General features: G+C 70.9%; 10 protein-coding genes. 7 read left to right on the plus strand and 3 right to left on the minus strand.

All coding sequences use genetic code 11. The annotated features are described in order from the left end of the window. Positions 1-46 precede the first annotated feature (46 nt). From ACFY3V_RS24335 to ACFY3V_RS24365, 7 genes are all read left to right on the plus strand, one after another. Positions 47-2,377 carry a type IV secretion system protein gene (locus ACFY3V_RS24335; RefSeq protein ID WP_389776435.1) on the plus strand — a complete coding sequence of 777 codons (2,331 nt, stop codon included), beginning with the start codon at positions 47-49 and terminating at the stop codon, positions 2,375-2,377. A 2-nt stretch (positions 2,378-2,379) separates the two neighbouring features. Continuing rightward, positions 2,380-3,048, plus strand: coding sequence for a hypothetical protein (locus ACFY3V_RS24340; protein ID WP_362898978.1), 669 nt, complete (start codon positions 2,380-2,382; stop codon positions 3,046-3,048). A gap of 109 nt (positions 3,049-3,157) precedes the next feature. Further along, the gene (locus ACFY3V_RS24345) at positions 3,158-4,261 is read left to right on the plus strand and encodes a bifunctional lytic transglycosylase/C40 family peptidase (RefSeq protein ID WP_362898980.1); all 1,104 of its coding nucleotides are present in this window, start codon (positions 3,158-3,160) and stop codon (positions 4,259-4,261) included. A 14-nt stretch (positions 4,262-4,275) separates the two neighbouring features. Next, positions 4,276-4,689: a (deoxy)nucleoside triphosphate pyrophosphohydrolase gene (locus tag ACFY3V_RS24350; RefSeq protein ID WP_350947948.1), complete on the plus strand. Its 414-nt coding sequence runs from the start codon at positions 4,276-4,278 to the stop codon at positions 4,687-4,689. Positions 4,690-4,796: 107 nt separating this feature from the next. Then, entirely contained in the window at positions 4,797-6,815 is a 2,019-nt protein-coding gene (locus ACFY3V_RS24355; protein ID WP_389776440.1) for a hypothetical protein, read from the plus strand. Between the two features lie 75 nt (positions 6,816-6,890). After that, entirely contained in the window at positions 6,891-8,390 is a 1,500-nt protein-coding gene (locus tag ACFY3V_RS24360) for a hypothetical protein (RefSeq protein WP_389776442.1), read from the plus strand. A gap of 348 nt (positions 8,391-8,738) precedes the next feature. After that, positions 8,739-9,179 (plus strand): MarR family transcriptional regulator, encoded by a 441-nt coding sequence (locus tag ACFY3V_RS24365; protein WP_389776445.1) that lies wholly within the window; start codon positions 8,739-8,741, stop codon positions 9,177-9,179. Between the two features lie 171 nt (positions 9,180-9,350). Here ACFY3V_RS24365 and ACFY3V_RS24370 read toward each other — a convergent pair whose 3' ends face one another. The 3 genes from ACFY3V_RS24370 to ACFY3V_RS24380 are packed head-to-tail and all read right to left on the minus strand — an operon-like array spanning position 9,351 to position 12,817. After that, a complete protein-coding gene (locus ACFY3V_RS24370; protein WP_350947944.1) occupies positions 9,351-10,112 on the minus strand; it encodes a succinate dehydrogenase/fumarate reductase iron-sulfur subunit in 762 nt (253 codons plus the stop codon). Between the two features lie 2 nt (positions 10,113-10,114). Next, positions 10,115-12,022 carry a fumarate reductase/succinate dehydrogenase flavoprotein subunit gene (locus ACFY3V_RS24375; RefSeq protein ID WP_350947943.1) on the minus strand — a complete coding sequence of 636 codons (1,908 nt, stop codon included), beginning with the start codon at positions 12,020-12,022 and terminating at the stop codon, positions 10,115-10,117. 9 nt (positions 12,023-12,031) lie between these two features. Beyond that, positions 12,032-12,817 (minus strand): hypothetical protein, encoded by a 786-nt coding sequence (locus tag ACFY3V_RS24380; RefSeq protein WP_362898988.1) that lies wholly within the window; start codon positions 12,815-12,817, stop codon positions 12,032-12,034. Between the last annotated feature and the right edge of the window lie 40 nt (positions 12,818-12,857).

The raw sequence follows: 12,857 nt of genomic DNA on the forward strand, positions 1-12,857 counted from the left end.
TTCCCGCAGGGGACGGCTGGGCAGGCGGATCGCGATCGGGCTGGTCGTGCTCGCCGCCTTCCTCGCGCTGCCGCTGGCGTTCCCCGGCGACACGTCCACGGCCGTCGCCGCGGCGCCCTGCGACATGTCTCCCGACCTGTCACCCGACATCGTCGCCGGAGGCGTGGACGGCCTGATCCAGCCGCCGCTTCCCGACCCGCCCGCGACGGGCGCCCCCGCGGCACAGGCCCCGGCGGCGGCCCAGGGCAACTACGCGACGTACGGCATGAGCGGCCAGTTCTGGCACACCCACCTGCTCGGCTGCGACGACATCGCGGCCGTGATGGGCAACGCGATGGCGAACACGGTCTTCCTGTGGGCGAAGGCGCTGGACCGGTTGACCATCACGACCTACCAGGCGGCGGCCACCGAGGGCCCGCTGGAATCGATCAAGAACGTCGTCGACGACATCGTGGTCCGTCTGGCCGACGCCATGTACTGGCCGTACCTGCGGCCGCTGGTGATCCTCGGCGCCATCTGGCTCGCCTGGTACGGGCTGATCCGCAAACGCGCCACCACCACCGCCGAGGGCGTCATCTGGATGGTCCTCGCGGTCACGGTGGCCGTCTGGTTCTTCAGCCGCCCCGGCGACCTCACGGGCATGGGCAAGATCGTCACCGACAAGACCGGCGAGGTGGTCAACTCCGCCTTCGCCGGGCTGCCGGGCGCGGGCGGGACCTCCTGCCTGCCCGCACCGGGTGAGGCGAACCCGCAGGTTCAGGGCGGCGGATACGGGCAGAGCGGCGTGCCCGGCGTCGAGCAGAACGCCGACGCGCTCTGGTCCACACTGGTCTGCAAGCCGTGGCTGATGGGCCAGTTCGGCACGGCCGACCCCGAGGCCCCCATCATCAAGATATTCGGCGCCAAGCTGCTGGAGATCCAGACGATCGACGCGGCCGAGCTGAAGGCCCAGCAGGTGCCTGAAGCGGGCTCCCACCAGGCGCGATACGAGACGGAGATCGCCGACAAGCTGCAGAACACACCGTACTTCCCCCTCTTCCAGGGCAAGGACTGGACGAACCGCCTGGGGGTCGCGATCGGCGCCTTCATGGCCGCGGTGGTCGCGGGACTGCTGATCTTCCTGGTGGCGGTCTCGCTGCTGGTGCTCAAGGTCGGGTTCCTGCTGCTGCTCATCCTCGCTCCGGTCTTCCTGCTGATCGGCGTCCATCCGGGATCCGGGCGGATCATCGCCATGCGCTGGGTGGAGATGCTGATCGGCACCCTGCTCAGACAGGCGGTGCTCGCCCTCGTCCTCGGCATACTCGTCTACGGCTACGCCCTGATCATCTCCACCGCGATGCCGTGGGGCATGCAGGTCATGTTCATGGCGATCCTGACGATCGCGGTGTTCTTCTACCGGAGGCCGTTCCAGCACCTGTTCTCGTCCATGGACGGGCACACGCTCACCACCCGGATGCTCGGCGACGCGGCGTCCGCGCCGACCCTGCAGCGGGCGGCGTCCGCGCTGCCGCCGGTCGCGGCGGTCAGGGCGGGCCGGTGGGGGATGCGCAAGGCCGAGCCGGTGCTGCAGGCGGCCGCGATGGTCGGCGGAGCCTCGGTCGGCGCGGCCGCGGCGGCAGCGGTCGCCCAGGGCAGGGTCCGTGGCGAGGAGGGCGGTGCCACGCCGAACACGCCGTCGGGCACCCGGGTGCCGACCGGCGCCCAACCGGCGCCGCTCGACACCGACGCCCAGGCCGCGGGCAGGCGCAAGGGCACCGGCAGACCGGTCACCGCGGCCCGCGCCGGTGCGGCGCCGCCGCTCAACCTCTCCGGAGCCGGTACGGGAGGCAGCGCGCCTCCGACCAGGTCCGGAGGCTCCTCGGGCCGCGGCTCGGGAGGGACGGGCTCCTCGGGAGGCTGGTTCGGCGGCCGTTCCGGCGGCTGGGCTCCGCAGGGAGGCTCGGGCGGCCGATCCTCTTCGGCGGGCAGGTCGTCGGGTTCCTCCGCCCCCGCGGTGCGGCCCTCGGCGCCCGCGCCCGGCAGGTCGTCCGGTTCCTCGGGCTCCTCGGGCGGCGGCGGTCGTTCCGGCGGGAGCATCTTCGGCGGCGGCGGTTCGTCCCGGGGGTCCTCGGGATCCGGCTCCTCGCGGGGCGGCTCGGGCTCGGGATCGCGTAACGGCGGAGGTTCCTCCCGCGGCTCCTCGGGGTCGGGAGGCTCGGGGTCGGGCGGGAGCATCTTCGGCGGCTCCCGGGGCTCCGGTGGCTCACGAAACCGCGACTCCGGAGGCAGGTCGTCCGAGGCGCCCCCGCTCTGGATCACCCGGCGGGTGGAGCGCGGCGGGGAGGCCGGTGAGCCGCCGCCGTTCTGGCTGCGTTCGTCCAACCGCGACAAGGACTGACCGTGGTCGAGGGAGGCAGTCGGCGGGGAGCCGTCTTCGCGGTGCTGGTCGTGATACTCGCCGTTGTCGGCGTCTACCTGACCATGTGGCCGGACACCAATGAGGGGCCGGGGCAGCCGGCCGGTGTCACCCGTACGGTGGCGGCTGGGCAGGAGGCGGCGGAGGAGCCGGCCCGTCCGGCGGCGACGGCGAGTAACGCGCCCTTCGACGTCTACTCCTACCTGCCGATGACCAAGCAGGAGCTGGCCGCGGCGGCCGACTACGCGCAGCGTTTCACCGCCGAGTACGGCACGTTCAGCTACGACGAGGACCCGGCGGTCTACGGCGACCGCCTCAAGGGGTACGTCACGGCGGAGTTCTCGGGGACGCTGCTGCGGACCGTCACCTCACCGGGCACCGTCGAGGCGAACAAGGCCGACGAGATCGTGTCGATCGGTACGGCGCGGGTCAAGGAGATCCGGCAGATCGACAGCGCCTCGGTGACCTTCGTGGTCGTCGGCACCCAGAACGTCACGGCGAGGAGCGGGGCGAACGAGCGGACCGCGGAGTACGCCGTCACGCTCATCCAGGCCGGCGCGGAATGGCGGGTCCACGATCTCCAGCCCGCGGACTCCGGCCAGGAGGGGGACGACCAGCCCGTCGAGAGCGGCGCCACCGGCGAGGCCGGATGAGCGGCGGGGTCGCGTACGGACGGGAGCGAGCGGGCGGGGCTGTGTACCGGCGGGATGAGATGGGCGGCGGGGTCGCGTACCGGCGGGATGAGATGGGCGGCAGGGTGGCATGAGGAACAACAAGCCCGTCCGCCTCGCGCTGATCCTCGGAGTCGCCGCGCTCTGCCTGATCACGCTGATCATGGCGCCGATGATGATGATCAGCGGGTTCCCCTCCTTCCCGTCGATCACCGGCGGGGCGGCGCAGCAGCCCGAGTGCGGAGACACCGGCGGGGCGGCGGAGGACCAGTCGGAGACCGCGACGTCCGACATCCCCGAGGAGTATCTGAAGCTGTATCGCGAGCACGGCAAGAAGGTCGGCGTGCAGTGGAACGTGCTCGCCGGGGTCGGCAAGCGCGAGACCAACCACGGACGCTCCACGCTCCCCGGGGTGCGCAGCGGCACCAACTACGCGGGCGCGGCCGGGCCGATGCAGTTTCTCATCAGCACGTGGGGCGGCAAGGCCAAGATCAAGATCCCGTCCACGTTCAACGGCTACGCCTCCGACGGCGACGGAGACGGCTGGGCCGACGTGTACAACCCGGCGGACGCCATCCTAGGCGCGGCGAAGATGCTGAAGCGGAACGGCGCGCCGGAGGACGTGCGACGTTCGCTGTTCGTCTACAACCGCGCCTGGTGGTACGTCGACCAGGTGATGGAGATCGCCAAAAAGTACGCCAAGGACGGAGAGGTCACCGTACCGCCGGAGGCGGACGAAGACTGTGACGAGCCCATGCTGGAGGCGGCGCCGACGAGCACGGTGGCCGCGATCCTGGAGTACGCGCTCGCCCAGCGCGGCAAGCCCTACATCTGGGGCGGTACGGGGCCCGCGGGCTACGACTGCTCGGGAATCATCTACATGGCCTACCGGAGCGTCGGCCTGACCATCCCGCGCACCACGTTCGGTCAGTGGCCGTTCGGGGTGGAGGTTCCCGCGGGGGAGGAGCAGGCCGGAGACCTCGTCTTCTTCAACTCCGGTCCGGGAACGGGCCCGGACCGTCCCGGCCACGTGGGGCTGGTGGTCTCCCCGGGCAAGATGGTCGAGGCGAGGTGCCGGTTGTGCGGGCCGATCAAGGTCACCACATACCGGGAGCGCACCGGGATCGTGGGGTTCACCCGGCCGCTGCGACACCCCCAGGTTCTCGCGCAACTCAAGACACGGGAGCAGGGCTGACAGAATCGAGAACCATGGAAAAGGTCGTTGTGGGCGCCGCCATCGTCGACGGCGACGGGAGACTGCTCGCCGCCCAGCGTGCCGATCCGCCGGAGTTGGCCGGAGGGTGGGAGCTGCCGGGGGGAAAGGTCGATCCGGGCGAGGACGAGCACACGGCACTGGTCAGGGAGTGCCAGGAGGAGCTCGGCGTGCTGATCGAGGTGGGCGAGCGCGTCGGGGGCGACTGGGCGCTCGCCGGCGGCTACGTCCTGCGGGTCTGGCTCGCGGTGGTCGCCGAGGGCAGGCCCGAGGCGAAGGAGCATCTGGACCTGCGCTGGCTGGCCGAGAGCGAGCTCTACGACGTGGCGTGGCTCCCCGCGGACCTGCCAATCGTCCGGGCGGTACAAGGTCGCCTCAACGATGGGCAAGGTCGGTTCAATAAGGATTGATCAACTCCGCAGCGTGACATAACTGCTACTGGACGTGGCGATGTCGCGTGTCCGTACCCGGGGAACGGAGATATGCGGTGACCTTAAGGTGGCGTGGTGCTGGGTTCGTGTCAGCGGTCGGGGCGGGAGTGCTCGTCCTCGGAGCCTCGGGGGTGTACGCCGTTCAGCTGGACGAGTCGGCCCCGTCGCCCCTCGACCTGACCACTGTGGCCGATTCGGGCGCGTGGGCACGGGGGAGCGGCGCCGAGCGGGTGATCCGCTACCGGATCCGGCTGCGGGGGCCGGGCGCCGACGCCCGGCTCGCGGTCCTGACGACCCCCGCCGAGGCGCTCAGGGGCATCGAGTGCCCGGAGGAGACCAGGTCGTCGGCGCCCCTCCCGAAGGGGGCGGGGGTGTGCGTGGTCGGAGCCCTGCCCGCCGAGGGCGGCTCCGTCGACGTGCTGCTCGCCCTGCCGGAGCGCCCGCGTGATCTCACGGTGTCCGCCCTGGCCCGGATGAGCGGCCCCGACGGCAAGACGGTGAGCCAGCGGGCCCAGAACACGATCAAGAGCACGGACGCGGTGATGCGGCGAGGCGAGAGTGCCGCCGAGGTGCCGGAGACGCTGGAGCACGCCCGCGTCGCGCGGGAGGCGAGGCCCGCCGAGCCCCGCGGCGGTGTGGGAGCTCCAGGTGCCGCCAGCATGGTCCTCAAGGTGCCCCAGACGGCCGAGGGGTCGGGGGAGACACCATTGGGCGCACCCGGTGTCTCGGAGGCGCAGAGGGCCGAACAGCGCATGTCGGCGTTCCTTCTCGATCTCGCCGGGAAGGCGTTCGTCGCGCCGCCCGCTTCGGGTCCTGACGCGGGGGCGAACGCCGCCGGGGTCCCCGCCGATCAGGGAACGTCGCGGGGAGCCGGGGTGCCCGTGAACCCGCGGACGGGCGCGCTTCCCGGCGCCCCGGGGGCGACGGGAGGTCCGGCGGCCTCCCACGAGACGCGGGACACGGTGCCGGGCGGGCGCGGGGAGGCCGGGTCTCCGGTGCCCCCCGCCCGGGTCCCCGGCGGGGCGGCTCCCGGTCGCCCCACGGCCCCGCTTCCTCCCGGTGGCTCGGCCGCCGCGCTCCCTCCCGGGCGCCCCGCAGTCCCGCTCCCTCCTGACCGTCACGCGGCTCCGCTTCCTCCCGGTCGTCCGCAGGAGGGAACACGGCTTCCGGACGGCGCCGCGGCTCAGGGGGCCGCGCCGGAGGCCGGTACGGCGGTGCCGGGGCAGGGAGCGGCGCCGGGGCAAGGAGCGATCGCCATACCGCCGGCGGGAGCGCCCGAGCCCCCCGCCCTCCAAGGGCAGAACGGCAGGAACCACTCGGCCACGGGTGTCCAGACGGGCCGGAAGGCCGCCGGGCGGAAGGCGCGCGGGCAGCGGCACGCGGCCGGTCGGCCCGGTGCGCGTGAGCAGGGAGTGAACCCGCGGGCTCTCCTGCGGCAGGCGGGTCCCGGCGGGCAGACGGCCGGGCTGCCCGGGGTGCCGCAGATGGGACCCGGTCAGCCGGTTCTCCCGCAGATGGGACCGGGCCTGGAGCAGATGGGTCCCCTCTATCCCGGTTACCCGGGAAACGGGAAGAAGGCCGCCGGCCCTGGAGCGGGCCGGCCGATGGTCGGGCCGATGCCTCCCGGCTACCCGGGGATCGGGCAACCGGGGCCGGCGGGACAGCCCGGCGTGCCGCAACAGGGTCCCGGTGGGCCGGTGGGCGGCCCGATGGTTCCCGGCCAGCAGGGAGCGGGGCAGCCTGGCGGGCCGCAGGCGCCGGGCGTTCAGCCCGGCGTACCGGGGGCCATGACGCCGCCGATCTCGATGGGCATGGCGGGAGCGGGTCAGATGCCGGGGCTCGCGAACGGTCTCCAGCTGCCGCAGGCGGGTCCCTTCCCCGCCGCGCAGGTCCCCGTCTCACAGGATTCGCGTCCGCAGGGGGCGCCCCTGCCGCAGGATCTCGACGGTCCGAGCGGTCAGGTCCAGCCGGTCGCCGAGTCAAGCCCGGTACTGACAGGGGCGACGGGTCTCCCGGCGGTAGGTGCGGGGGTGGGGACGTTGCTCGGCCTTCTGTGGCTGCAGCGGAGGATCCAGCGGCGTCGTCGGTCGCGACACGTTTTGTAAAACGCGGATTACTGTTATTTTTGCCCGACTAGTATTTCTTTGGCGTGTTCATGGTTGATTGCACGGAGGACACCGGTGACGCGAGCACGGCGCAGGGCAGCGTTCTCCGCCGTCGCGATGTCCGTCGGACTCAGCGGCGTCGTTCTGTTCGCCGTGGCGCCGTTCGCCGGATCCTCCGCGGCCGGCGCGACCGTCAGGACGATGGTCATCGAACCCTCGCAGGTCGAGGGGTGTGACGTCGATCCTGCGGGTCCCTGTGAGGAGCCCACGCCGGTCGTCACCGTCACGGTCACCGAGGATCCCGAGGTGCCGCAGGAGACGGTGACGACCACGATAACCGTCCCGGCGTCGCCGAAGCCCAAGCCCACGAAGACCACGGCAGCCCCTCCGCCTCCGCCGGAGACGGCGGTCGCGCCGCCGCCGGTCCAGGAGCCGCCCCCGGTGGTCCCGACCGCCGGGGCCAACACGCCGGAGAACACGGAGAACAGCGAACCCCAGTTCCCGCAGACCACCCCTGATCCCAACCAGCAGCTTCCCGCCGCCGATCCCACGCCGTCCGACACGGCCACGCTCGACCAGAGTTCCTCGGGCACCTCCGTGTACGAGATCCGCAACGCGGGTTCCGAGTTCGACGGGGCCACGCTGAGCCGTCAGCTCGGCATCCCGGCGCTCATCCTGGTGCTGCTGGTGCTGTTCGCCGTGCTGATCTTCGAGGGCAGGCTGCGCCGCATGGCCCACGCGGCGGCGATCCGCAGGGCCGGTCCGCGCGGCATGGACCCGATGGCCTACCCCGGCGGTCCCGGTTACGCCGCCGCCGGCCCCTACCAGGGCGGTACGGCCTACGCTCCGATCATCAGCTTCGTGCCCATGCAGATGTACGCCCCGGTCTACCCGGAGGGCTACACCCCCGAGCAGTATCCCCACGGGTACGACCAGACGACGGCGTACATGCCCGCGCCCGGTCACGAGCAGCCCCCGGCCGTCGGCCACGGTGCCCCGTACGACCCGCGGACCGGCCAGGTGTATCCCGTGCCCCCCGGTCAGTCGCCTTACGGCCCGACGCTCCAGGAAGGCCCGACGCCTCAGGGCGGCGCGGCGGCCTTCCAGGGCACCCCGCACCCCGGCCAGGACTCCCGTGAGGGACGCCTCCCGCAGGGGGCGCCGGAGTTCCCCGGTGCGCCGTTCCCGCAGGAGCCCGCCAGGAGCAGGCCGGGCGACGACCCGCTGGACGACTTGCGGCCGGCCGTCACCGATGACGCTCCCGGCCAGGTTCTCTCGCAGGACCGGCCCTTCAAGGACGGCATCCCGCCGTCGGGGCGGGAGCCGCAGGGCGACCTGGGCGGGTCGAAGGGCGAGGTCATGACCTTCGGACCCCAGCCTCAGGACGGTCCCGGTCAGGGGCCGGGCGAGGACGGTCCCGGTGAGGCACGTCCCGGCGGCGACCAGCCTCCCGCGGGTCCCGGCTCGACGGCGATCTATCCGATTCCCGGCCGGGAGACCGGCAAGTCCTCGGACAAGGATTCCGGCAAGGGCTCCGGCAAGAAGAAGCGCGGTCTCTTCCGCCGCTCCACCTGACCCGCCCCGCCCTTCCGGGCGCGGCGACGACGGCCTGTGCCGTCCGCCGCTCGGTCGTGGACGCGGCGGGCAGCCGTGGGCAGCCGTGGGCAGGGCGGCGTGGCCGGGGCGCGGAGGGCGGCGCGTTGTCCGGGAAGGCCACCCTCGGGGCGATGCCGAAGATGATTCGGTTTCGACGTGATAGGGGCGAGCCGGTTTGGGCAGGAGGAGCGGGCACCCTCCCGCGGGAGGGTCGGCCACTCTTTGTCGCATGAGAGAGACTCTCTGATTTGGGGTCTCTCCGTTTTGAAGAGAACGGAAAGAGGGGGCGCCGTGTCAACGGAGCCGGAAGCCCGCAAAGAGATGATCATGGCCGTGTCCGATCAGGGACGTCTGACGGCGATGCGTTCGGTGCTGTTCCACGTCGGTGTGGCAGGCCGGGCCGGAATCAACGTGACCGACTTCAACTGCCTGTCCCTCCTCGACAAGGAGGGCCCTCTCACCCCCCACGACCTGGCCGTACGGCTGGGGCTGACACGCGGTGGCGCGATCACCGCGGTGGTGGACCGCCTGCAGAGAGCGGGGTACGTGCGTCGCGGCCGGGATGCCGCCGACCGGCGCCGCGTGCTCGTCGAGCTGGTGCGCGAGGGCCCCTACCGTGCGCTGCAGGAGATCCTGGGGGACCTCAACCGGGCCTACGCCGATCTCGCCGCGGACTACAGCGACGCGGAGCTGACGGTCATTCACGACTTCGCCGTCCGCGCCGACGACGTCATGCGGAAGCAGACTCGGCGGCTGTGGCGGGACTGAGGACTCCGGGAGCCCGTACGAAGCTCCCGGAGACGGCGGCGAAAAGGGCTCGTACGAAGCCCTGAAGCTCAGGCCGGGAGAGCCCGTACGAAGGCCCTGAAGCCCGTGACGAAGCGCGAACGGCGCCGTCCCCGGGAGAGCCCGTGGACGACGCCGTGAGACGCGGGAAGGTCAGGTCTTCGAGCTGGAACGCTTGAAGATCTTGTTGCCGAGCCAGACCAGCGGGTCGTACTTCCGGTCGACGACGCGCTCCTTCATGGGGATCAGCGCGTTGTCAGTGATCTTGATGTGCTCGGGGCAGACCTCGGTGCAGCACTTGGTGATGTTGCAGTAGCCGAGGCCGTGCTCCTCCTGGGCGGAGTCCTTGCGGTCGGCCACGTCGTACGGGTGCATGTCCAGCTCGGCGATCCGCATCAGGAAGCGCGGACCGGCGAAGTTGGTCTTGTTCTCCTCGTGGTCGCGGATGACGTGACAGACGTTGTTGCACATGAAGCACTCGATGCACTTGCGGAACTCCTGGGACCGCTCGACGTCGATCTGCTGCATGCGGTACTCGCCCGGCTTCACGTCGGCCGGAGGGGTGAAGGACGGGATCTCCCTGGCCTTCTGGTAGTTGAACGACACGTCCGTGACGAGGTCCTTGATCACCGGGAACGTCCGCATGGGCGTCACGGTGATCGTCTCCTCCTCGGTGAAGGTGGACATCCGGGTCATGCAGCCCAGCTTCGGCTTGCCGTTGATCTCCATCGAGCACGAGCCGCACTTGCCGGCCTTGCAGTTCCAGCGGACGGCGAGGTCGGGAGCCTGGGTGGCCTGCAGCCTGTGGATGATGTCGAGGACGACCTCGCCCTCGTTCACCTCGACCGTGAAGTCCTCAAGCTTGCCCTCGCCGCCCTCGCCCCGCCACACGCGGAACTTCGCCTTGTAACTCATGGTTACTCCTCGGCCAGCGCGTCAAAGGCGGCCAGCTCTTCCTCGGTGATGTACTTCTTCAGCTCGTCCCGGTCGAACAGCGTGATGAGGTCGTCCCGCATCGGAGGCTGCACCTTCTCCTCCACCGTGATGCCGGAGGCGTCCGGGGTGAGGGAGCAGCGCAGGATCTTGGCCCGCCACTCGGGCGACATGCCGGGGAAGTCGTCGCGGGTGTGACCGCCGCGGCTCTCCTGGCGCAGCAGCGCCGCCTTCGCGACGCACTCCGAGACCAGGAGCATGTTGCGCAGGTCGAGGGCGAGGTGCCAGCCCGGGTTGTAGATGCGGTTACCGGCAGCGCCGACGCCCTGGGCCCGCTCCTTGAGCTTCTCCACCGCCTCCAGCGCCTCGGAGACCTCCTCGGCCTTGCGGATGATGCCGACCAGCTCGTTCATCGTCCGCTGCAGCTCGTGGTGGACCTCGTACGGGTTCTCGCCGGTGCGCTCCAGTGGGGCGAGCGCCTCCGCGCTCGCCTCGGCCACGGACTCCTCGGAGATCGTCGGCCGGGCCGCGAGACCGTCCACGTACGAGGCCGCTCCGGCGCCCGCGCGGCGGCCGAACACCAGCAGGTCCGACAGCGAGTTGCCGCCCAGCCGGTTGGAGCCGTGCATGCCGCCGGAGACCTCACCGGCCGCGAACAGGCCGGGCACGTCCGCCGCACCGGTGTCGGCGTCGACCTCGACGCCGCCCATGATGTAGTGGCACGTCGGGCCGACCTGCATGGCCTCCTTGGTGATGTCGACGTCCGCCAGCTCCTTGAACTGGTGGTGCATCGACGGCAGCCGCTTGACGATCTCGGCGGCCGGGAGACGGGTGGAGACGTCGAGATAGACGCCGCCCTGGGGTGACCCGCGGCCCGCCTTCACCTCGGAGTTGATGGCCCGCGCGACCTCGTCGCGGGGGAGCAGCTCCGGAGGGCGGCGGTTGTTCGCCTGGTCGGTGTACCAGCGGTCGCCCTCCTCCTCGGTGGTGGCGTACTTGTCCTTGAACACGTCCGGGATGTAGTCGAACATGAAGCGCTTGCCCTCGGAGTTTCTCAGCACCCCGCCGTCACCGCGGACGGACTCGGTGACGAGGATGCCCCGCACCGAGGGCGGCCAGACCATCCCGGTGGGATGGAACTGGATGAACTCCATGTTGATCAGCTTCGCGCCGGCGAGCAGGGCGAGCGCGTGGCCGTCGCCGGTGTACTCCCACGAGTTGGACGTGACCACGTACGACTTGCCGATGCCGCCGGTGGCGAGCACGATCGCGGGGGCGTCGAACAGGATGAGCTTGCCGTTCTCCCGCCAGTAGCCGAAGGCCCCGGAGATCGCGCCGCTCCCGCCGGGACCCGTCTCCTTGAGCAGGCGGGTGACCGTGCACTCCTGGAAGACCTTGATGTACGCCTCGGCGTCGCCGTGGGTCTTCTCGTCCTCCTGCTGCAGCGCGACCACCCGCTGCTGCAGGGTGCGGATCAGCTCCAGGCCCGTGCGGTCGCCGACGTGCGCGAGCCGCGGGTACTCGTGCCCGCCGAAGTTACGCTGGCTGATCTTGCCGTCCTTGGTGCGGTCGAACAGCGCGCCCCACGCCTCCAGCTCCCAGACCCGGTCGGGGGACTCCTTGGCGTGCAGCTCGGCCATCCTCCAGTTGTTGAGGAACTTGCCGCCGCGCATGGTGTCGCGGAAGTGCACCATCCAGCTGTCGTCGCTGTTGACGTTGCCCATCGCGGCGGCCGCGCCGCCCTCGGCCATGACCGTGTGCGCCTTGCCGAACAGGGACTTGCAGACGATCGCCGTCCGCTTGCCCTGCTGGCGGGCCTCGATGGCCGCCCGCAGCCCCGCACCGCCGGCGCCGATGACGACGACGTCGTATTCGTGACGCTCGATTTCCACAGGTGATCCTTATGCGAACGGGAAGGCGATGATGCCCTTGGCGACCAGGCGCACGTACAGGTCGGCGCCCATGACGGAGAACATGGAGATCAGCGCGAGCTGCGAGTGCTTGGCGTTGAGCTTGGAGACGAATCCCCAGGCCCGGTAACGGATCGGGTGCTTGGAGAAGTGGTTCAGGCGCCCGGCCGTGATGTGCCGGCAGGAGTGGCACGACAGGGTGTACAGGTTGATCAGCACCGCGTTGACGACCAGGATCCAGGTGCCCAGACCGCCGGGCCTCTCGATCAGCGACTTCACCGCGTCGTGCGCGAGGACGAGGCCGATGACGATGGCCGCGTAGAAGAAGTAGCGGTGGACGTTCTGCAGGATGAGCGGGAAGCGCGACTCACCGGTGTACTTGCTGTGCGGCTCGTTCACCCCGCAGGCCGGGGGCGAGAGCCAGAACCCCCGGTAGTAGGCCTTGCGGTAGTAGTAGCAGGTGAAGCGGAAGCCCGCGGGAAGGCCGAGGATGAGCAGGCCGGGAGGCAGGGTGTACCAGTCGCCGAAGGGCGCGAGGCCGAACAGTCGTGCGCCCGGCGGACAGCTCGTCGCCAGACAGGGCGACGCGAACGGCGCGTGGTACGGCGCCGTGAAGTAGCTTGTATCGAAGATCGCCCACGTGGCGTAGACGAGGAATGCCGTGAAGATGATGAAAGTGACCAGCGGATAGCGCCACCACTGGTCCGTTCGCAGAGTGCGCTCCTTGATCTGCGCACGTTGCCTTCTGGCCGGGCTCTCGGCCGTTGTCTGGGTCATCGAGACCTCTCCACCTCCCGCGGACCCCGCTCGCCCAGGT

Source organism: Streptosporangium sp. NPDC000095, assembly GCF_042899335.1.
Lineage (GTDB): Bacteria > Actinomycetota > Actinomycetes > Streptosporangiales > Streptosporangiaceae > Streptosporangium.